An 18639-nucleotide genomic window follows, 5' to 3' on the forward strand; every position below is an offset into this window, starting at 1 on the left:
CGGCACCTGACCGCATCGCAGCGATGCCGTCCGGTCCAGCGTCCCGTCCGCCCGGGCGGTTGCGTCCACGAGAAGGCATAGAGGTCTCCCCATGACACTGACACGCCGCTCCGCTCTGGCCAGTGTGGCCGCGGCAGCAACCCTGCCGCTGGTCCGCCCGGCCCGCGCGCAGAAGCCGATTATCAAAATCGGCGTCCTGAACGACCAGTCCGGTCCGTATACCAATACCGGCGGCATCACCTCGGTGATCTGCGCCAAGCAGGCGCTGGCGGATTTCGGCGTCGCCGCCAAGGGGCTGGATGTCGAGGTGATCTCGGCCGATCACCAGAACAAGCCGGACCTCGCCGTGTCCATCGCCCGGCAGTGGTTCGATCGTGACGGAGTCGACATGCTGCTGGACGTGCCGACGTCGTCGGTGGCGCTGGCGCTGCAGTCGGTGGTGCGGGAGAAGAACAAGGTTTACCTCAATGTCGGCGCGGCGTCGTCGGCGCTGACCGGCAGCCAGTGCTCGCCGAATTTCATCCATTGGGTGTACGACACCTACATGCTGTCGAAATCGACCGGCGGCGCGATGGTGAAGGCGGGCGGCGATTCCTGGTACTTCCTGACCGCGGACTATGCCTTCGGCAAGCAGTTGCAGAGCGACACCACCAAGCTGGTCAAGGCCGCGGGCGGCAAGGTGCTGGGGTCCGCGCCGTATCCGTTCCCGGGCACCACCGATTTCTCGTCCTTCCTGGTGCAGGCGCAGGCGAGCGGCGCCAAGGTGCTGGGGCTGTGCAACGCCGGCGGTGACACCGTCAACTCGATCAAGCAGGCGCACGAGTTCGGCCTGAACAGCACGATGAAGATCGCCGCGCTGCTGATGTTCATCACCGACGTGCACGCGCTCGGCCTGGATACCGCGGGCGGCCTGGTGCTGACGGAAAGCTTCTACTGGGACATGAACGACCACACCCGCGCCTTCACCAGGCGGGTGCTGCCGAAGACGCCGAACAACTATCCGAACATGATCCACGCCGGCTGCTACTCCGCCACCCTGCACTACCTCAAGACGGTCGCCGCCATGGGTGCGGCCGAGGCGAAGAAGGACGGCGTGGCGACGATCAACCACATGAAGGCCATGCCGGTCGAGGACGACTGCTTCGGCAAGACCCGGATCCGCGAGGACGGCTGCCACATGGTGCCGGCCTACCTGTTCGAGGTGAAGACGCCGCAGGAAAGCAAGGGGCCGTGGGACTACTACAAGCTGAAGGTCACCACACCGCCTGACGAAGCCTGGCCGCCGATGGCCGAAGAGCACTGTTCTTTCATCAAGACCTGACAGTCAGCAAGAGGGACGGCACGGCCGGGAAACAACCATGTTCATGATCTTCGGCATTCCCGGCCCGCTGCTGTTCGGACAGCTGCTGCTGGGGCTGATCAACGGCGCATTCTACGCGATGCTGTCGCTGGGGCTGGCCATCATCTTCGGCATGCTCAACATCATCAACTTCGCCCACGGGGCGCTTTTCATGATGGGCGCGTTCGTGTCCTGGATGCTGCTGAACTACCTTGGCATCGGCTACTTCCCGGCGCTGATCCTTGCGCCGCTGATCGTCGGCGTGTTCGGCATCGTGCTGGAAAAGACCATCATCAGCCGGCTGTACAAGCTGGACCACCTGTACGGCCTGCTGCTGACCTTCGGCATGGCGCTGGTGATCGAGGGCCTGTTCCGCAACGCCTATGGCAGCTCCGGCATGCCCTACCAGATCCCGCCGGTGCTGCAGGGCGCGACCAACCTGGGGTTTATGTACATGCCCAACTACCGCGGCTGGGTGGTGCTGGCCGCGCTGGTCGTCTGCCTGAGCACCTGGGCGATCATCGAGAAGACCTCGCTGGGCGCGACGCTGCGGGCGGCGACGGAGAACGCGCCGATGGTGCAGGCGTTCGGCGTCGACGTGCCGCGGCTGATCACGCTGACCTATGCCGGCGGCGTGGCGCTGGCGGCGTTCGCCGGCGTGCTGGCGGCGCCGATTTACTCGGTGAATCCGAACATGGGCAGCAATTTCATCAACACGGTGTTCGCCGTCGTGGTCATCGGCGGCATGGGCTCGATCATGGGCTCGATCATCACCGGCTTCGGGCTGGGCGTCATCGAGGGCCTGACCAAGGTGTTCTATCCGCAGGCCTCGGCGACGGTGGTGTTCGTGGTGATGGTGATCGTCCTGCTTGTCAGGCCGCGCGGCCTGTTCGGAAGGACCGCCTGACATGGCCGCATCCTCGCGCTCCCCGCTGGTGTTCGGATTCTCGCGCGCGCAGCTGATCGCCTTCGCGGTGATGCTGGCGCTGATCGTGGCCAGCCCGTTCGTATTGTATCCGGTGTTCCTGATGCAGGTGCTGTGCGCGGCGCTGTTCGCCTGCGCCTTCAACCTGATGATCGGCTATGTCGGGCTGCTGTCGTTCGGCCATGCCGCGTTCTTCGGCATGGGCAGCTACATCGCCGCCTGGACCATGAAGTTCTGGCATGTGGACGCCAGCATCGCGATCATCCTGGGCGGCCTGACCGGCGCGGCGCTGGGGCTGGTGATGGGCTACCTGGCGATCCGCCGCTCGGGCATCTACTTCGCCATGATCACCCTGGCGCTGGCGCAGATGGTGTATTTCTTCTGTCTGGAGGCACCGTTCACCGGCGGCGAGGACGGCATCCAGCAGGTGCCGCGCGGCCACCTGTTCGGCTTCATCGACCTGTCGAACGACATGACGATGTACTGGGTCGTCGCCGCGGTCTTCATCGGCGGCTTCCTGCTGATCCACCGCATCATCCACTCGCCGTTCGGCCAGGTGCTGAAGGGCATCCGCGAGAACGAGCCACGGGCGACCTCGCTGGGCTACCGCACCGACGACTACAAGCTGATCGCCTTCGTGCTGTCCTGCGCGATCTCCGGCGTCGCCGGCGGCACCAAGGCGCTGGTGTTCGGCATCGCGACGCTGACCGACGTGCACTACTCGACGTCGGGCGAGGTTGTGCTGACGACGCTGCTGGGCGGGCTGGGCACGGTATTCGGGCCGGCGATGGGCGCCGTGGTGGTGACGTCGATGGAGAACTACCTGGCGCAGTTCGGCGCCTGGGTGACGGTGACGCAGGGCGCGATTTTCATGATCTGCGTGCTGGCGTTCCGGCGCGGCATCATCGGCGAGCTGGCGGCGAAGCTGAAGCTGGCGCTGTAGCGCGCCTTGGGGCCGGGGTGAAACAGCCGATCCGCCGGTGCCGGCTGCGGTGGATCGGTTGTTCTGGCCCGGGCCGCTCAGGACGTTGATCCATGGGTGACGCCGCCTGCCGCGGTGAACTCATAGCGGGCCGGCGTGATGTCGAGCACGCTCCTGGCGCCGCTCTGCTGAAAGGCGGTCAGCGTGGAGTCCAGCAGGGTGTAGGTGCCCTCCAACGTGAGGTGCTGGACGCCCTTCGTGGCGCTGACGGCATACTCGTCGATATACAGCGGCGGCTTGCTCGCCCCCGCGGTATCCTGGACGATCCTGTTCAGGAATCCCTGGTTGGCGGTGTCGGCCTCGAGCGCGAACGTGGTCGCGGGACCCGTGCCGGTCGTGGTGGATGCAAACGACAACGACGTCAGTTGCAGATAGTCCGGCCCCGCGCCGGTGCTTTTCGCATGTGCCAGGGTGAATTCATTGGTCAGATCGGGATTGGTGGTCAGCACGAGTTCGGTCGTTTTGGTCATCGTTGCTTTTCCTTCTGGCCGGGATTCACCACGTCGCCGTGCCCGGCGGGGTGACTGGTGTCACAGGCGGGGCGTCACAGGCAGTGCGGACGGCATGACGCTGGTCGCGCCACGGGTATGACGGGCTGCCGCCGTCCGGCGCGGAACCACCGCGCGCGGCCGGCGCTTGGGGTCCGATGACCGGCCCGCCTCCGCTGATTCTGACCCTGGCGCTCGATCCGGAGTCGCAGGCGCGGTTCGATGCCCTGCGCAGCGCGCATTTTCCGCCGGAGCGCCGGTTCGTCGGCGCCCACGTGACGCTGTTTCACGCCCTGCCGGACGGCCCGGACATCGCGCCGGCGCTGCAGGCCGAGGCCACGGCCCGGGCGCCCTTCCCGGTTTCGGTGACCGGCCTGCGGTTCCTCGGGCGCGGTGTCGCGTTCGTCCTCGGGTCAGAGAGGCTGCACCGGTTGCGCGCCGATTTGCGATCCCGGTGGGCCGCGCGCCTGACGCCGCAGGACCGGCAAGCGTGGCAGCCGCACGTCACCATCCAGAACAAGGTGGCGCCGGCCGTGGCGAAGGCGCTGCATGCGGACCTGGCGGCGGGTTTCGTTCCGTTTGCGATCACTGCCGCCGGGCTGGCGCTGTGGCGATATCGAGACGGTCCGTGGGAGCCCGTGGGCGTGTTCCCGTTCGCGGCCGGCGCCTCCTTCAGGCCCGCACCACCTGGCGCTGCTGCACCCACAGCCACGTCACCGCCATGACGGCGACCATGATCAGCATGATGGACGCCTGGTTGAGCGGCAGCCAGCCCAGCCGCTCCTGCAGGAAGCCGGCCAGGAAGCTGGCGGTCGCGGTGGTGCCGAACACGAGGAAATCGTTCAGCGCCTGCGCCTTGCCGCGCTCGGACGGCCGGTAGCAGGTGGTCACCAGCGAGGTGGCGCCGATGAACAGAAAGTTCCATCCGACGCCGTTCAGCGTCAGGGCGATGCGGAAGTTCCACGCCTCGGTGCCCAGCAGCGCGACCGAGACCCCGGTCAGCAGGATACCGGCGCCCCAGGCCATCACGGCCAGGACGCCGAACCGGCCGATCAGGCTGCCGGTGAAGAACGAGGGGACGAACATGCCCATGACGTGCAGGAAGATCACCCAGTGCGCCTCGGTGTGCGGCAGCCCGCAGCCGACGATCGCCAGCGGCAAGGCGCCCATCAGGAACGACATGGTGCCGAAGGCAACCATCGCGGCAATGACCGCCGCGGCGTAGCGTGGCTGCGAGGCGATCTCCCGCAGGCTGCGGGGCGGCATGTCCGCGGCGAAGCCGGCCGACGCCGCCAGTTCCCGCATGGAGGGAAAGCGGATAAACGACATGATGGTGAATACCACGGCATGTACGCCGATCATCGCCAGGTAGGTGCCGAGGTAGATTGGCATCAGCTTGTCGTAGGACCACTGCACCACGGACGGGCCGATGATCCCCGCCACGACTCCGCCCGTCGTGACCCAGGAAATGGCCCGGGCGCGGTAGCCGGACGGCACCAGTTCGACGGCCGCGAAACGATACATCTGCAGGCTGGCGACGGCGTAGCCCAGAATCAGGCCGCCTGCGCACATCAGCGGCAGGCTGCCCCAGTACAGCCCCGCGCCGCAGGTGGACGCGCCCGCCATGCCGAACACCGATCCGAGCCGGAAGCCGAACCTCCGTCCCTGCCGTTGCATCAGCAACGCCGCCGGGAACACCCACAGCATGACTCCGAGGTGCTGCGCCGTCACCGGCAAGGTGGCCAGGCCGCGGTCCGGAAAGAAGGTGATGACCGAGAGCGCGGTGGCCGTGAACATCATTGTGTTGGCGGACTGGCCGATCGCCTGGCAGCAGATCAGAAGGACGAGATTCCGCTTCATGCTGCGCTCCAGGCGCAAGCCATGCCGTGTGGTCGTTTCCATGGAGCGGAAGCTTACCAAGGCTTCATCGGGATGCCAGGGCGCGGCAGGGCACGGCAGGCATGCGGATGCCCGGGCCGGTTCGGATGTGTATCAGGGAAGGACCGGGCGGAGCGAGGTCGTCTCTCTATCGTCATGGCCGGGCGTGTCCCGGCCATCTGCGCTTCGACGGCGGGGGGTGGATGGCCGGGACACGCCCTACGGGATGCACACATCTCGGAAACGGTCCGCCGCTGCGTTTCCCTTTCGTCATGGCCCGGCTTGTCCGGGCCACCTATTCCAGCACTTGTGCCGCGACAGGTGGCCCGGACAAGCCGGGCCATGACGGTGGTGGAACGCTCTTGGCGCCCAGGCAAGCACTTGATTGTACGGTCATTTCCGACTCGTTTCCAGGGTGTGTGCATTGCGTAGGGACACGCCCGGCCATGACGGTGAGGGAACGGCCACGGCGCCAAATCCTTCTCCGGCCGTCGTCTTATCCTGATATGCATGGGGACACGCCCGGCCATGACGGCGAGGCAACGGACCTGGACTGCTACTCGTCCGAGAGCAGTGCCTCTGCCGCGGACGACGGCACGGTGCCGGCAAACGGGTTGATCACCCTGCCCCCGAAGAGAACATCACCATCGGCAAGATCCTCGGCGCAACTGGCCTCGCCTGCCGTGGCGATCAACAAAGCGTCCCAATAGGAGGCCCGGCCACTTGAAGCAACCTGCAGCGCCTGGCGGACCGCGGGTTGGGATGGCGCTATGGTCGGAAACACACCCATCAGGTCGTTCGCGATACGGGCCGCGACCGCCCGCGGCAGCAGCCGCTTACGAGTTGCCGCTGCGCAAAATTCCGAGGCTCTTGTTGGATTTCGGGGTGGTGAGACGCTTCACCGCCCATCCGGAACCCGGCAGGACCCTTGAAAACCGCAACCGAGCGTCCCGGCAACGATCGGCGCGCGGCCAACAGTACGTTCGGAGGTCCGTTTCACCACCGGCCCATTTGCGTTCATCTGCGGTTCCTGCATCAGCCTGGCGGCGGGAGGGATGTTCCAACGCATATGTGCTGCTCCAAAGCAGAAATGGAACCGCAGATGAACGCAAATGCAGCGGGGCTGTTGCCCCAGCGGGGGCGCACGTCATCCGACAGGGCATTGTCGTGGACCTTTTCAACACGGTTCCGGTTGGATTGCGGGACCGTGGAACGCCTCACCCGACCACCCCGGAACCCGACAAGAGGCAATTCCGAAATCGATTGCAGCGTCAGGTAGCACGGCAGCCGGCGGGCGCCGCGGAGGATCGACCCGGCGATCTCATGCCGATGCCCGGCATCGCGGTCGACGCTGTGGAGCAGGATGTTTGTGTCAAGCGTGAAGGCATCATCGCTCATAGAGTTCGTCGCGATTGAAGGCGCCACCCAGCCGCCAGCCATGGTTCATTTCGGCTTCCAACCGCTGCCAGGCGGCCTCCTGTTCAGGCGTCAGGACACGCACGCGGCTCGCTGGAACAATTCGCGCAACAGGCCTGCCGTTGCGCGTCACGACGATCTCCTCGCCCGCCTCGACGTCGCGTATGCAACGGGCGAAGGACTGGTTGGCGTCGCGGAGGGTGAGGGTCCTGACCATGCCGAAAATGTAGCGCAACGCGCTCTACATTTCAATCAGGACGTCCGGTTGCGACAACAGCCAGGCACTGATCCCGGACCTGCTGGTTCGTCACCACGACAGGCCCGATTGGCCACCCGGCAGGCCGGCGCCGTCAGGAACGCTCGACGGGCCAGCCCGCGTCGACCAGTTCCTTGAACCCGCCCAGGTTCCGCACGTCCTTGAACCCCATGTCGAGCAAGGTCTTCCCCGCCAGCGCCGATCGGCCGCCCGACGCGCAGTACAGCAGGATCGGCCGGTCCTTGCGCAGCGCCGGCTCATGGGTCGGAACGGCCGCGTCGGCGCGGAATTCGAGCATGCCGCGCGAAATCGCCAGCGCGCCCTTGACCTTGCCGTTGGCGGCCACCTCCATCCCGTCGCGCACGTCGACGACCAGCGCGTCGCCGCTTCTGACCAGTTCCGACGCCTCGGCCGGAGTCACGGATGGAACAGCGGCCCGCGCGGCGGACATCAGGTCCTTCACGGTCATGGACATGGTGCGATGCCTCCAATTTCCAGCTCAGATGCAGCAGGACCTTACACCGATCGGGGCCAGGCTCAATGCCGTCCGCCGTTGCCTGGCGACGGATGCCGATCAGGTGCCGGGGCACCCGGGCGTCCGGAGCCGGGCGCTCCGCCGGCCCGGCCGGAGGACATTGACTGGAGGACATTGACTATGTTCTTGATCCGTTCAAGGCGTATCGGCTAGTGTCGCGGCATGACCAACGCCCCTCCGCTCCGTCCCGCCGATTCGACCGAGGTCGCCGATGCCCTGTCGCATGCGCTGCGATACGAGGGCACACGCCGCGTGCACCACGTCGATGACGCCATGGCGCGCATGACGGCCGAACGACTGATCCGGCACCTGGCGCACGCCGGCTTCGTGCTGATGCGGGAGGCGCCCAGCCCGGCGCCGACGACGTCCAACGCGCCGTCCTCGGTCGGTTGAGCATGGACAGCCTGCCTTACAGCAACGACCAGATCATCGACGCCGCCATGGCCCGCGGGCTGCATGCCGACGCCTGTCGCGACCACGCCCTGGTCGCCTGGGTCGTCATGTGGGATGCGCCCGCGTATCCCGAGCGGTTCATCGCCCGGCTGGCGACCAACGCGCCCTGCCCGTACGTCCTGGTCGCCGACACGCTGGCCGGCGTGCAGGCGCAGCTGCCACCCGGCGTGACCCGGTCGGAGCGGCAGCCCGCGGACCCGCCCGAGGTGGTTGAGATCTGGTTTGCCGGATAGGGGCATGGCGCCCCACGCCCTGCCGGCAAGCGGCCGTCCATGGAATGATCGTGGCGAGGCTGACAGCCCGGACCGCCCCTATCCAGGCGCCGTCCAGCGGCAGGAATCCATCTCAGCGCCCGAGCAGCGCGACGAGCTGCGGAACGTAGTCCTGACCGTGGCCGGAGCCCACCGCGCTCTCCAGCGTCTGGCCGATGGCATCGGCGATCGTGTGCCGCACGCCCGCCTCGGAGGCGGTTTCCCGGTAATAGGCGAGATCCTTGGCGGCATTGCTGATGGAAAACGGCACGTCGGACGGGTCGCGGGTCAGCATGAACGGGCTCAGCCGCTGCAGCGCGACCCCTGCCCCGCCGCCTTTCGCCAGCACGTCGACCAGCACGGCCGGATCGACCCCGGCGTGTCCGGCATGTGCCGCGGCCTCGGCCAGCAAGGTCATGAAGCCGATCGAGACGTAGTTGTGCAGCAGCTTCATCCGGTGCCCGGCGCCGATGGGCCCGACATGGGTGACGTTCTCGGTGAAGCTGTCGAGCAGCGGCTGGACCTCGGCCAGCACCGCGGGGTCGCCGCCCACCAGCAGGTTCAGCGTACCCTCGTGCGCATGCTTCGCCAGCCGGGTCATCGGCGCATCCAGGAACCGCCCGCCCTTCTCCGCCACCGCTTGCGCCATCCGCAGGGTCGAGCTTGGCATCGCGGTCGAGCAGTCCACGATGATCGTGCCGGGCTGCAATGTCTCCAGCACGCCGGCCGGGCCGGCCAGCACCGCCTCCACCTGCGGTGAGCCGGTCACGCACAGGATGACGACGTCAGCCTCGGCTGCCACGGCGGCGGCGGTCGGACGCACCTGGACCCCGGCCGCCAGCAGTTCGTCGAGGGGACGGTTGCCGGGGTGATCCATGACGGTCAGCGGGAAGCCCCGCTTCACCACGTTGCGGGCGATGCCGTGGCCCATCAGGCCGATGCCGATCATCCCGATTGCCTGGGTCATGCCGCTCCTCCCACCGGTGGCGCCTGTCTGCGGGATTCGTCATCTTCGCCGCCGGGCGTGTCAAGTTGCCGGCCGGCCGCGCCGCCGCAGGGCGGTGCCGTGGCGCGGCGATCCGGACGATGCGACGCCAGGCATCGCCAAGTGGCCGGATCGGTGGAACTGCCTGCCCCGACCGCGCCATCCGCACGGGGCTGCTCACTATCCCCCTGATCCCCTGTGGCCCTCCCCAATCCTCAGACCATCTCTGTGCGAACAGAAATACGCCATCAACCACGCTGTCCTCACTCGGGAGGCACCCTCTCGGATCACACCCGTGCCAAGCCACGGCGCTCACAGCCCTCCCCAAACCGCAACGGCCGTGGGACATCACGCCAACGCCGCTATCGAACAGGCTCGCCGCCCGCCGCCGGCCCTCACCAGCCCGCCTGCGCGCTTTCGATCGCCGCCGGCACCGCCTCGGCCAGCCGATCGTGCCCGGCGGGATGGTCCGGGCGGATGAAGCCGTAGGTGGGGTACGCCGAGGCCCCCATCCGCTCCGCCGGCGGCCACCAGACGCGCACCAGGCTCCAGTCGCCGTCCTCGGACACGTCGATCACCGGCTGGTCCTGGGTGACGTGGTGATGCTGCCAGTTGGCCTGGATCACCAGGATCCGCCGTCGCGACAGCACCCGCGACACCACCGCCACGTGCCCGTCCGGCAGCCGCCGGGAGGGACGGAACACCAGCAGGCTGCCAGTCTCCGGCCGGGGGCCGCGGTCATAGCGTCCCGCCGCCTGCCACCACCAGCCGGCGGCCGGGCCGGACAGGGCGACGCCGGTCAGGGCGCGGGCGAACGGCGCGCACTCGACCGCCGCGCGCACGCCGGTATCCCGGCTGCCGCAGGCGGCCAGCGCCAGGCAGAGCAGCGGCACGGCGAGCGCAACGGCTCGGCGCATGGCAGGTCCCTGCTTCGGGCGGTCAGGCGGACGTCAAATCCCCTTGGGCATCCCCCTTGGGGCGCGGCAGGCCCAGCAGGGTGTGCAGCACGTAGCCGGTGTGCGCGCCGACGGCGGGGCCGGTCCAGCGCACCACGTCCTCGGGCCGCTCGCCGTCCAGGCGGATCGTCGGCCCCGGATGCAGGGTCGGGCCAATGAGAGGGTCGTCCACGTCCTGCACCGCCTGCCGGGCGCGGAAATGCGGGTCCGCGGCGCAGTCGGCGATGTCGAACAGGCGCGAGCACGGCACCTCGGCCGCTTCCAGCGTGGCTTCGGCGTCCTTCGCCGGCAGCGTCCTTGTCCAGGCGGCGATCGCCGTATCCAGCGCGTCGCGGTTCTGGCAGCGCAGCCCGTTGGTGGCGTAGGCCGGATTGTCGGCCAGTTCCGGGCGGCCGATCGCAGCCATCAGCCGGCGGAAGATCAGGTCGGAGTTGCCGGCGACGCACAGCCACCTGCCATCCGCGCAAGGATAGGTGTTGGTCGGCGAGGCGGTGGCGATCGCCGCCCCCGCCGGCTGGCGAATCCGGCCGTCCATGGCGTATTCCGGCAGCATCCCCTCCATCAGGCTGAACACGCTGTCCACCAGGTTGACGTCGACGATCCGGCCGCGCCCTGTGCCGGTGGCGTCGCGCTGCCACACCGCCGACAGCAGCCCGATGGCGGCATACAGCCCGGCGAGGTCGTCGCTGATGGAAATGCCGCAGCGCGGCGGCGGCAGTTCGGTGGCGCCGCCGGGATGCGCGGTCAGGTGCCGCAGGCCGCCGATGGCCTCGCCGATGGCGCCGAACGCCGGCTTGTCGCGGTACGGGCCATCCTGGCCGTAGCCGGAGATGCGGGCGATCACCAGCCGCGGATTGACCGCGTGCAGCACCTCGGGGCCTATGTTCAGCCGCTCCAACTGGCCGGCGCGCAGGTTCTCGACCAGGACGTCGGCGCGGGCGACCAGTTGCAGCAGCGTGTCGCGCTGTCGTTTCAAGTCCAGTTCGATGCAGAGTTTGTTGCGGCCATGGATGCTGAACCAGACCGAGTGCCCATCCTTCGCCGCGCCCCAGCCGCGGAACGGATCGCCGCCCGGCGGCTCGATCTTGATCACCTCGGCGCCCAGATCGGCGAGGATTCGGGTGCAGAACGGCGCGGCAATATAGTGGCCAATTTCGAGGACTTTCAGCCCGTTGAGCGGCGGCGTGCTCATGTCTGGCGCCTGTCCTGTCCAAAAAGAAAAGTTATCCAGAGAAAAAACGGTTTGTACACGGCTTTGTTAACCTTCCATTAATGTTTTGCCTATACACAGGATTTCGACATCGCAAAGGCGATGTCCTGTTTCCTCCCCGAATGTCGCGCCCAGACGCGCGCGACGAACTCAAGCGGTGCGGCCCTCCCCCGGTCGCACCGCCTTTTTTTACCGCGGCTGGCGGGCCTGTCGAGAATCGGCGGTCCTGCCGGCTCTTTCCTCGCCGCGTGGCCCGCCGCATCATCGGCCCAAGACAAACGAATGGGGAGTGATGCTGATGGACGCTCATGTCGCCGCCTTGGCGCGCGCGGCCGGCCTGGACAAGGCGCTTGCCGAGTTTCCCGACGATGTCGAAGCCGCCGCGGCGCAGGCGCTGCACAACGCGCACGTGATCCGGATTCCCACCGCCCCCGCGGCCGAGCCCTGGCCGCCGATGCGCCCGGGGGTTGGCCTGGGGGATACCCTGTGACCGCGCCGCACTGGCTGGCGGCGGCCGAAATCGCCCATGCCTACGCCGCGCGGACGCTGTCGCCGGTGGAACTGCTGACGGCGCTGCTGGCGCGAATCGAGTCGCTGGACCCGACGCTGCACGCCTTTGTCCGGCTGGACGCCGACGCGGCGATGCAGGCGGCGCGGGTTGCCGAATCCGAGATCGCCGCCGGGCGCGGCCGCGGGCCGCTGCACGGCATCCCCGTCGGCGTCAAGGACATCATCGACGTCGCCGGGCTGCCGACGACCTGCCACTCGCGCATCCTGCTGGACAACGTCGCCGCGGCGGACGCGGCAGTGATCGCGAGGCTGCGCCAGGCCGGGGCGATCATCATCGGCAAGCTGTCCACGCACGAGTTCGCCCTGGGCGGGCCAAGCTTCGACCTGCCGTTCCCGCCGGCGCGCAACCCGTGGAATCCGGCGCATCATCCGGGTGGGTCGTCGTCCGGCTCCGGCGCCGGGGTGTGCGCGGGGTTGTTCCCGCTGGCGCTGGGCTCCGACACCGGCGGGTCGGTGCGCAACCCGGCCAGCGCCTGCGGCATCGTCGGACTGAAGCCGACCTATGGGCTGGTGTCGCGGCGGGGGGTGTTCCCGCTGTCGTACACGCTGGATCATGTGGGGCCGTTGGCCCGCACCGTGGCCGAGGCCGCACTGCTGCTGGATGGCATCGCCGGGCACGATCCGGCCGATCCGGGCAGCACGCCGGCGCCGGCACGGCAGTTCGGGCGGCTGCTCGACCGCGGCGTGCGCGGCCTGCGCATCGGCTTCATCCGGCATTTCCACGAGCGCGACATGCCGGCGCATCCCGAAGTCGCCGCCGCGCTGGAGGACGCCGCCCGGGCGCTGCAGGCCGAGGGCGCGGAAATCCGCACCGTCACCCTGCCCAGCCTGACCGAGTTCGCCGGCATCAACCGGGTGATCCTGTGCAGCGAGGCGTGGTCGATCCACGCGCCGTGGCTGCGCGCGCGGCCCGGCGACTATGGCCAGTTGACCCGCCGGCGGCTGCTGCCGGGCGCGTTCATGACCGCCGGCGACTATGTCGGCGCCCAGCGCCGTCGCACCCAGGTGATCGCCGCGGTCGAGAACTGCCTGCGCGACGTGGACGTGCTGCTGTGCGCCAGTTCGATGGACCCGGCCAGCCGGCTGGATGATGCCGAGGAGACCGCGCGCACCTATTCCCGCCAGGCACGCACGCCGTTCAACGTCACTGGCCATCCGGCGGTGGCGATGATGGCCGGGCTCAGCCGCGGCGGACTGCCGGTTTCGCTGCAGCTTGCCGGGCGGTATCATGACGACGCAACGGTGCTGCGGGTCGCCGCCGCGTATGAACGGGCGACGGCCTGGCACGAGAAGAAGCCGCCTATCGGCTGAGAAGGAGGAAGATGAGCCAGGGACGCCTGCCCCCGGGACGCCTGCCCCCGGGACGCCTGCCCCCGGGACGCCTACCGGACGCCGGCCCGACGTCGCGCGTGTACTTCTCGCAGCGGCTGCGGATGCATTACGTCGATTGGGGCAACCCGGACGCGCCGCCGCTGATCCTGCTGCATGGCGGGCGCGACCATTGCCGCAACTGGGATTGGGTCGCAGCGGACCTGCGGCGGGATTACCACGTGATCTGCCCGGATTTGCGCGGGCATGGCGATTCGGCGTGGTCGGCCTCGGGCAGCTACAGCATGGCGAACTATATCTATGACCTGGCGCAACTGATCCACCAGCAGGGGCTGGCGCCGGTGACGATCGTTGCCCACTCGCTGGGCGGCAACATCGCGCTGCGCTACACCGGGATCTATCCGGACAACGTCGCCCGGCTGGTGGCGATCGAGGGGCTCGGGCCGGGGCCGCGCTCGCACGCCGAGGCGGATCGCCTGCCGATGGACGAGCGGATGCGGCGCTGGATCGACGAGCAGCGCGCCAACGCCGGCCGCCAGCCGCGGCGCTATCCCAGCCTGGAAGCGGCGTATGCGCGGATGCAGGAGGAGAACAAGCACCTGACTCCCGCGCAGGCGCTGCACCTGACGCAGTACGGCGTCAACCAGAACGAGGACGGCACCTACAGCTGGAAGTTCGACCACTACGTCCGCGTCTGGCCGCCGTATGACATGACGCGCGAGGCGATTGCCGGGCTGTGGGGCGCGATCACTTGCCCGACCCTGCTGGTCTACGGCACGGAAAGTTGGGCGACGAACCCGGCCGAGGACGGGCGGCTGGCGCATTTCCGCAACGCGCGGGTGCTGGCGGTGCCGAAGGCCGGGCACTGGGTGCACCACGACCAGTTGGCGTTCTTCCTGCGGGAGGTGCGGGCGTTCCTGGCGGCATGAGCGCGGGGAGGATGTTGCTGGCCGAAGCACGGGACGGCGGGCGGCTGGAGCGGCGCGGCGTCTGGGCGGCACGGCGACGGCGATCCTGTAGCCGGACGAGTGGTGAGCGGAGGGGCGTGATGGTGATCGTTTTCGGCTCGATCAATCTGGACCTGAGTTTCAGCCTGCCGAAGATCCCGGCGGCGGGTGAGACGGTGCTCGGCCCGGCGGTGCGCATCGCGCCCGGCGGCAAGGGCGCCAACCAGGCGGTGGCGGCGGCGCGGGATGGCGCGAGCGTGGCGATGGCAGGGGCCATTGGCAACGACCCACTGGGCGCCGGGGCGCTGGCGCTGCTGCAGCAGGCGGGCGTGGACCTGGCGCGGGTGAAGCAGGCCGAGGCCAGCACCGGCTGCGCGGCAATTGCCGTCGATCCTGTGGGCCACAACGCGATCGCCGTCGGGTCGGGGGCCAATCTGGCGGTGGCGGCTGCCCAGGTCGAGGACGCCCTGCTGGGCCCGGCGGCGACGCTGGTGCTGCAGATGGAGGTGCCGGGAGAGGAGACCGCGGCGTTGATCGCCCGTGCTCGGGCGCGGGCGGCGCGGATCATCCTGAACCTGGCGCCGGCGGCCGCGCTGCCCGAGGCGGCGCTGCGGGCGGTGGACGTGCTGGTGGTGAACGAGTCGGAAGGCGCCTGGCTGGCCGGGCACCTGGGCTGCGGCGCCTCCGCCGCGGCGCTGCGGGGGCGGCTGGGAGGCCCGGCGGTGGTGCTGACCCGCGGCGAGGACGGCGCCGAGGTTGCGGGCAAGGAAGGAAACTGGCTGGAGCCGGCGCGGCAGGTCGTTGCGGTTGATACCACGGCGGCGGGCGATTGTTTCGTCGGCGTTCTGGCTGGCCAGTTGGACCAGGGACGAACGCTGGCCGCCGCCGTCCGTCGCGCCAGCGCCGCCGCGGCGCTGTGCTGCACCCGGGCGGGGAGCCAGGGGAGCATTCCGTTGCGGGCGGAGACGGACGGGTTCATCGAAGCTGGATGAGACATGCTGCCGGCCGGATCGAGACGTCGAGCCGATCAGACCCGGCGGCGCCTGATGCCGTCCTTGAGCACGGCGGTGTTGAAGTTCATCAGCAGACCGAGCGGGATGCGGCTGAGGCGGAGGTGGGTCAGAAGCTGGGCCTCGTGGACGGGAAGGATCTGGTCGACGGACTTGATTTCGACGATCAGGCTGTTGTCGATCACAAGGTCGATGAGGAAGCCGCAGTTCAGTTCGGTTGCCTTGTAGCGAAGCGGGAGTCGAGACTGGCGCAGGAACGGTATTCCCGCCTGTTGGAGTTCGTAGCACAGGCATTCTTCATAGACCCGTTCCAGCAGGCCAGGGCCGAGCTGGCGATGTACCTCGATCGCGAGGCCGATAACCCGCCAGCTCAGATCGTGATCTTCGTTATTGCACATGGGGAATCTTAGTGGCTTAGTGTCTTTGTGTTAAACATAACGGTGCAAGGTTAACGAAGTGTAAACGGAGGCACTGACCGTGCGACATCGGCGCCGACGGGGGCGTGTTGAGCCTGGGCTTTAACACAAAGACATTAAGCCACTAAGTTCAACTTGCGGGTTCAGGGACGGTGCGGTTGCAGATATTGATGAAGGCTTCGCCTCCTTCAAACCTATCTGCTCAACTCCCGCGTCATCTCATCGATGCCGTTTACCGTCAGCGGATACATCCGATGCTGCATCAGGTCGTTGACCATCGTGATCGACCGCACATGCCCCCAACTCTGTTTCGGCGTCGGGTTCAGCCACGCCGATCGGCGGTAGTGGGAACACAGGCGGTCGAGCCAGACGGTGCCGGGTTCCTCGTTGTAATGCTCGACCGAGCCGCCGGGCATGGTGATCTCATACGGACTCATGGCGGCGTCGCCGACGATGATCAGCTTGTAGTCGGGGCCGTAGGTGCGCAGGACCTGCCAGGTGGGGATGGTTTCCTCGAAGCGGCGGCGGTTGTGCTTCCAGACTTTCTCATAGGGGAAGTTGTGGAAGTAATAATACTCCAGGTGCTTGAACTCGCTGCGGGCGGCGGAGAACAACTCCTCGGTCAGTCGGATGTGGTCGTCCATCGAGCCGCCGACATCCAGAAACAGCAGCACCTTCACCGTGTTGTGCCGCTCGGGCACCATCTTCAGGTCCAGCGTGCCGGCGTTGTTGGCGGTGGATCGGATCGTGTCCGGAAGATCGAGCTCGGTCGCGGCGCCCTGGCGGGCGAAACGGCGCAGGCGGCGCAATGCCAGCTTCATGCCTCTCGTGCCAAGCTCGACCGTGTCGTCCAGGTCGCGGTACTCACGCTTGTCCCACACCTTGATGGCGCGGCGGTGGCGGGATTCGTCCTGGCCGATGCGCACGCCTTCGGGGTTGTAGCCATAGGCGCCAAAAGGCGAGGTACCAGCAGTGCCGATCCATTTGGAGCCGCCCTGGTGGCGGCCTTTTTGTTCCGCAAGGAGTTCCTTCAGTCGGTTCATTATCGCATCGAAACCGCCGAGCCCCTTGATCTGCTCCATCTCCTCGGGCGTCAGCAGCTTTTCCGCCAGCTTGCGCAGCCATTCCTCGGGAAGGTCCTGGACCTCGACGCCCTCGGGCGGTTCCAAGCCCTTGAAGCACTCGGCGAACACCCGGTCGAACTTGTCGAGGTGCCGCTCGTCCTTCACCAGCGTGGCGCGGGCGAGGTAGTAGAAATCATCAACACTATATTCCGTGACGCCGGCCTTCATCGCACCGATCAGCGTGAGATATTCGGTGATCGACGCCGGCAGGCCGGCGGAGCGCAGGCCGAGGACGAGGTGCGCGAACATCTATCCTCCCCTGCGGGCGAGGAACGCCAGGCGCTCGAACAGGTGGACGTCCTGCTCGTTCTTCAGCAGCGCGCCGTACAGCGGCGGAATGACCAGGTGCTTCTCGTTGGTGCGCAGCGCCTCGGGCGGCAGGTCCTCGACCATCAGCAGCCTGAGCCAGTCGAGCAGTTCCGAGGTGGCGGGCTTCTTCTTCAGGCCGGGCACCTCGCGGATCTGGAAGAACACGTTCAGCGCCTCGCGCGCCAGGTCCTTGCGGATGTCAGGATAATGCGCCTGCACGATCCGTTCCATGGTCGGCCGATCGGGGAAGCGGATGTAGTGGAAGAAGCAGCGGCGGAGGAAGGCGTCGGGCAGCTCCTTCTCGTTGTTGGAGGTAATGATCACCACCGGCCGCTGCTTCGCGACGATCGTCCGGCGGGTCTCGTAAACGAAGAACTGCATCCGGTCGAGTTCCAGCAGCAGGTCGTTGGGGAACTCGATGTCGGCCTTGTCCACCTCGTCGATCAGCACGACCGTCTGCTCGGCAGAGTCGAACGCGTCCCACAGCTTGCCGCGGACGATGTAGTTGCCGATGTCGTGCACCCGCGGGTCGCCGAGCTGGCCGTCGCGCAGGCGGGAGACGGCGTCGTACTCGTACAGGCCCTGCTGCGCCTTGGTGGTGGACTTGATGTGCCACTCGATCAGCGGCAGCCCGAGGGACTGGGCGACCTCATGCGCGAGGACGGTCTTGCCGGTGCCGGGCTCGCCCTTCACCAGCAGCGGCCGTTGCAGGGTGACGGCGGCGTTGACCGCCACCTCCAGGTCGCGGGTCGCGATGTAGTTCTCGGTGCTTTTGAATCCGGCCACGCCTTGGGTCCTCTCGTTGTTGGGAGGAGTTTCGGGGGATTGGCGGCGTACGGCAAGTGGCTTTACAGGGCGCGGCGGCGGATGCCGTGCTTGAGGGAGACGGTGTTGAAGTTGAGCAGAAGGCCGACGCGGCAACCACTGAGCCGCAGGTACGTCTGCAGCTGCGCTTCGTGCAGGGGGAGGATCGTTTCGACTGCCTTGATTTCCAGCAGGACTTCGTTGTCGACGATCAGGTCGGCGCGGTAGCCGCAATCGAGCATGACGCTGTCATAATGCAGGGACAACGCGACCTGGCGGGCGTACGGGACGTTGTTGTGGTCGAATTCGTACCAGAGGCAGCGTTCGTAGACGCTCTCCAGCAGGCCGGGGCCGAGGTGGGTGTGGACGCGCATGGCGAGGCCGATGATCTGACCGGTCAGAGCCGGATTGTGGGTCAGGGACATGGGGGTAGCCTGGCGGGGATTGGTTAAGCTT

General features: G+C 67.6%; 23 protein-coding genes. 10 read left to right on the top strand and 13 right to left on the bottom strand.

The window, feature by feature from the left end; genetic code table 11:
• The first annotated feature begins 91 nt into the window (after positions 1 to 91).
• The 3 genes from CCS01_RS24255 to CCS01_RS24265 are packed head-to-tail and all read left to right on the top strand — an operon-like array spanning position 92 to position 3207.
• Positions 92 to 1321 (top strand): ABC transporter substrate-binding protein, encoded by a 1230-nt coding sequence (locus tag CCS01_RS24255; protein WP_104521342.1) that lies wholly within the window; start codon positions 92 to 94, stop codon positions 1319 to 1321.
• Positions 1322 to 1358: 37 nt separating this feature from the next.
• A complete protein-coding gene (locus CCS01_RS24260; protein ID WP_104521343.1) occupies positions 1359 to 2246 on the top strand; it encodes a branched-chain amino acid ABC transporter permease in 888 nt (295 codons plus the stop codon).
• Between the two features lies 1 nt (position 2247).
• The gene (locus tag CCS01_RS24265; protein ID WP_104521344.1) at positions 2248 to 3207 is read left to right on the top strand and encodes a branched-chain amino acid ABC transporter permease; all 960 of its coding nucleotides are present in this window, start codon (positions 2248 to 2250) and stop codon (positions 3205 to 3207) included.
• Between the two features lie 77 nt (positions 3208 to 3284).
• Here the strand turns inward: CCS01_RS24265 and CCS01_RS24270 are convergent, their stop codons facing one another.
• The gene (locus tag CCS01_RS24270; protein WP_104521345.1) at positions 3285 to 3716 is read right to left on the bottom strand and encodes a hypothetical protein; all 432 of its coding nucleotides are present in this window, start codon (positions 3714 to 3716) and stop codon (positions 3285 to 3287) included.
• A gap of 176 nt (positions 3717 to 3892) precedes the next feature.
• Between CCS01_RS24270 and CCS01_RS24275 the strand changes: the two genes are divergently transcribed.
• Positions 3893 to 4459, top strand: a complete 567-nt coding sequence (locus CCS01_RS24275) for a 2'-5' RNA ligase family protein (RefSeq protein ID WP_104521346.1) — start codon at positions 3893 to 3895, stop codon at positions 4457 to 4459.
• On the opposite strand, the gene CCS01_RS24280 is transcribed toward CCS01_RS24275, so the two are convergent.
• The 5 genes from CCS01_RS24280 to CCS01_RS24295 form a co-directional block, all read right to left on the bottom strand.
• Positions 4407 to 5594: an MFS transporter gene (locus CCS01_RS24280; protein WP_158258580.1), complete on the bottom strand. Its 1188-nt coding sequence runs from the start codon at positions 5592 to 5594 to the stop codon at positions 4407 to 4409. The two genes, CCS01_RS24275 and CCS01_RS24280, sit on opposite strands and share 53 nt — an antisense overlap.
• A 574-nt stretch (positions 5595 to 6168) precedes the next feature.
• Positions 6169 to 6306 (bottom strand): PIN domain-containing protein, encoded by a 138-nt coding sequence (locus tag CCS01_RS33150; protein ID WP_146101938.1) that lies wholly within the window; start codon positions 6304 to 6306, stop codon positions 6169 to 6171.
• 341 nt (positions 6307 to 6647) lie between these two features.
• Positions 6648 to 7010, bottom strand: a complete 363-nt coding sequence (locus tag CCS01_RS33155) for a PIN domain-containing protein (protein ID WP_146101939.1) — start codon at positions 7008 to 7010, stop codon at positions 6648 to 6650.
• Entirely contained in the window at positions 7000 to 7263 is a 264-nt protein-coding gene (locus tag CCS01_RS24290) for a type II toxin-antitoxin system Phd/YefM family antitoxin (protein WP_104521349.1), read from the bottom strand. Before CCS01_RS24290 ends, CCS01_RS33155 begins: the two co-directional genes overlap by 11 nt.
• A gap of 115 nt (positions 7264 to 7378) precedes the next feature.
• On the bottom strand, positions 7379 to 7759 hold the full coding sequence (locus CCS01_RS24295; protein ID WP_104521350.1) for a rhodanese-like domain-containing protein: 381 nt from the start codon (positions 7757 to 7759) through the stop codon (positions 7379 to 7381).
• Positions 7760 to 7981: 222 nt separating this feature from the next.
• Here CCS01_RS24295 and CCS01_RS24300 point away from each other — a divergent pair, with 222 nt between their 5' ends.
• Both CCS01_RS24300 and CCS01_RS24305 read left to right on the top strand, forming a co-directional pair.
• Positions 7982 to 8212 carry a hypothetical protein gene (locus CCS01_RS24300; protein WP_104521351.1) on the top strand — a complete coding sequence of 77 codons (231 nt, stop codon included), beginning with the start codon at positions 7982 to 7984 and terminating at the stop codon, positions 8210 to 8212.
• 2 nt (positions 8213 to 8214) lie between these two features.
• Complete coding sequence (locus tag CCS01_RS24305; RefSeq protein ID WP_104521352.1) at positions 8215 to 8505, top strand: hypothetical protein; 291 nt, start codon at positions 8215 to 8217, stop codon at positions 8503 to 8505.
• Between the two features lie 112 nt (positions 8506 to 8617).
• On the opposite strand, the gene CCS01_RS24310 is transcribed toward CCS01_RS24305, so the two are convergent.
• From CCS01_RS24310 to CCS01_RS24320, 3 genes are all read right to left on the bottom strand, one after another.
• The gene (locus CCS01_RS24310) at positions 8618 to 9490 is read right to left on the bottom strand and encodes an NAD(P)-dependent oxidoreductase (protein ID WP_104521353.1); all 873 of its coding nucleotides are present in this window, start codon (positions 9488 to 9490) and stop codon (positions 8618 to 8620) included.
• 413 nt (positions 9491 to 9903) lie between these two features.
• Positions 9904 to 10425: a CHAP domain-containing protein gene (locus tag CCS01_RS24315; RefSeq protein ID WP_104521354.1), complete on the bottom strand. Its 522-nt coding sequence runs from the start codon at positions 10423 to 10425 to the stop codon at positions 9904 to 9906.
• A 22-nt stretch (positions 10426 to 10447) separates the two neighbouring features.
• A complete protein-coding gene (locus tag CCS01_RS24320; RefSeq protein ID WP_104521355.1) occupies positions 10448 to 11656 on the bottom strand; it encodes a CaiB/BaiF CoA transferase family protein in 1209 nt (402 codons plus the stop codon).
• 316 nt (positions 11657 to 11972) lie between these two features.
• Between CCS01_RS24320 and CCS01_RS34810 the strand changes: the two genes are divergently transcribed.
• The 4 genes from CCS01_RS34810 (at position 11973) to CCS01_RS24335 (ending at position 15512) form a co-directional block, all read left to right on the top strand.
• Positions 11973 to 12164 carry a hypothetical protein gene (locus tag CCS01_RS34810; RefSeq protein WP_204848419.1) on the top strand — a complete coding sequence of 64 codons (192 nt, stop codon included), beginning with the start codon at positions 11973 to 11975 and terminating at the stop codon, positions 12162 to 12164.
• The gene (locus CCS01_RS24325; protein ID WP_204848420.1) at positions 12161 to 13555 is read left to right on the top strand and encodes an amidase; all 1395 of its coding nucleotides are present in this window, start codon (positions 12161 to 12163) and stop codon (positions 13553 to 13555) included. The genes CCS01_RS34810 and CCS01_RS24325 overlap by 4 nt, the downstream gene beginning before the upstream one ends.
• Before the next feature lie 11 nt (positions 13556 to 13566).
• On the top strand, positions 13567 to 14502 hold the full coding sequence (locus CCS01_RS24330; RefSeq protein WP_104521357.1) for an alpha/beta fold hydrolase: 936 nt from the start codon (positions 13567 to 13569) through the stop codon (positions 14500 to 14502).
• Positions 14503 to 14621: 119 nt separating this feature from the next.
• Positions 14622 to 15512: a ribokinase gene (locus CCS01_RS24335; protein ID WP_104521358.1), complete on the top strand. Its 891-nt coding sequence runs from the start codon at positions 14622 to 14624 to the stop codon at positions 15510 to 15512.
• A 35-nt stretch (positions 15513 to 15547) separates the two neighbouring features.
• Here the strand turns inward: CCS01_RS24335 and CCS01_RS24340 are convergent, their stop codons facing one another.
• The 4 genes from CCS01_RS24340 to CCS01_RS24355 form a co-directional block, all read right to left on the bottom strand.
• Positions 15548 to 15928, bottom strand: a complete 381-nt coding sequence (locus CCS01_RS24340; RefSeq protein ID WP_104521359.1) for a GxxExxY protein — start codon at positions 15926 to 15928, stop codon at positions 15548 to 15550.
• Positions 15929 to 16140: 212 nt separating this feature from the next.
• Positions 16141 to 17319 (bottom strand): vWA domain-containing protein, encoded by a 1179-nt coding sequence (locus tag CCS01_RS24345; RefSeq protein WP_104521360.1) that lies wholly within the window; start codon positions 17317 to 17319, stop codon positions 16141 to 16143.
• Complete coding sequence (locus tag CCS01_RS24350; RefSeq protein ID WP_104521361.1) at positions 17320 to 18165, bottom strand: AAA family ATPase; 846 nt, start codon at positions 18163 to 18165, stop codon at positions 17320 to 17322.
• A gap of 62 nt (positions 18166 to 18227) precedes the next feature.
• Complete coding sequence (locus CCS01_RS24355; protein WP_104521362.1) at positions 18228 to 18608, bottom strand: GxxExxY protein; 381 nt, start codon at positions 18606 to 18608, stop codon at positions 18228 to 18230.
• Positions 18609 to 18639 lie beyond the last annotated feature (31 nt).

The sequence above is a fragment of the Rhodopila globiformis genome (assembly GCF_002937115.1).
In the GTDB taxonomy this organism is placed as follows: domain Bacteria; phylum Pseudomonadota; class Alphaproteobacteria; order Acetobacterales; family Acetobacteraceae; genus Rhodopila; species Rhodopila globiformis.

Coding starts and splice junctions, on each gene's coding strand:
- CCS01_RS24345 (WP_104521360.1), bottom strand. CDS start 17,319: ATGTTCGCGCACCTCGTCCTCGGCCTGCGCTCCGCCGGCCTGCCGGCG.
- CCS01_RS24275 (WP_104521346.1), top strand. CDS start 3,893: ATGACCGGCCCGCCTCCGCTGATTCTGACCCTGGCGCTCGATCCGGAG.
- CCS01_RS33155 (WP_146101939.1), bottom strand. CDS start 7,010: ATGAGCGATGATGCCTTCACGCTTGACACAAACATCCTGCTCCACAGC.
- CCS01_RS24265 (WP_104521344.1), top strand. CDS start 2,248: ATGGCCGCATCCTCGCGCTCCCCGCTGGTGTTCGGATTCTCGCGCGCG.
- CCS01_RS24300 (WP_104521351.1), top strand. CDS start 7,982: ATGACCAACGCCCCTCCGCTCCGTCCCGCCGATTCGACCGAGGTCGCC.
- CCS01_RS24330 (WP_104521357.1), top strand. CDS start 13,567: ATGAGCCAGGGACGCCTGCCCCCGGGACGCCTGCCCCCGGGACGCCTG.
- CCS01_RS34810 (WP_204848419.1), top strand. CDS start 11,973: ATGGACGCTCATGTCGCCGCCTTGGCGCGCGCGGCCGGCCTGGACAAG.
- CCS01_RS24355 (WP_104521362.1), bottom strand. CDS start 18,608: ATGTCCCTGACCCACAATCCGGCTCTGACCGGTCAGATCATCGGCCTC.
- CCS01_RS24315 (WP_104521354.1), bottom strand. CDS start 10,425: ATGCGCCGAGCCGTTGCGCTCGCCGTGCCGCTGCTCTGCCTGGCGCTG.
- CCS01_RS24255 (WP_104521342.1), top strand. CDS start 92: ATGACACTGACACGCCGCTCCGCTCTGGCCAGTGTGGCCGCGGCAGCA.
- CCS01_RS24280 (WP_158258580.1), bottom strand. CDS start 5,594: ATGAAGCGGAATCTCGTCCTTCTGATCTGCTGCCAGGCGATCGGCCAG.
- CCS01_RS24340 (WP_104521359.1), bottom strand. CDS start 15,928: ATGTGCAATAACGAAGATCACGATCTGAGCTGGCGGGTTATCGGCCTC.
- CCS01_RS24310 (WP_104521353.1), bottom strand. CDS start 9,490: ATGACCCAGGCAATCGGGATGATCGGCATCGGCCTGATGGGCCACGGC.
- CCS01_RS24335 (WP_104521358.1), top strand. CDS start 14,622: ATGGTGATCGTTTTCGGCTCGATCAATCTGGACCTGAGTTTCAGCCTG.
- CCS01_RS24270 (WP_104521345.1), bottom strand. CDS start 3,716: ATGACCAAAACGACCGAACTCGTGCTGACCACCAATCCCGATCTGACC.
- CCS01_RS24260 (WP_104521343.1), top strand. CDS start 1,359: ATGTTCATGATCTTCGGCATTCCCGGCCCGCTGCTGTTCGGACAGCTG.
- CCS01_RS24295 (WP_104521350.1), bottom strand. CDS start 7,759: ATGTCCATGACCGTGAAGGACCTGATGTCCGCCGCGCGGGCCGCTGTT.
- CCS01_RS24305 (WP_104521352.1), top strand. CDS start 8,215: ATGGACAGCCTGCCTTACAGCAACGACCAGATCATCGACGCCGCCATG.
- CCS01_RS24320 (WP_104521355.1), bottom strand. CDS start 11,656: ATGAGCACGCCGCCGCTCAACGGGCTGAAAGTCCTCGAAATTGGCCAC.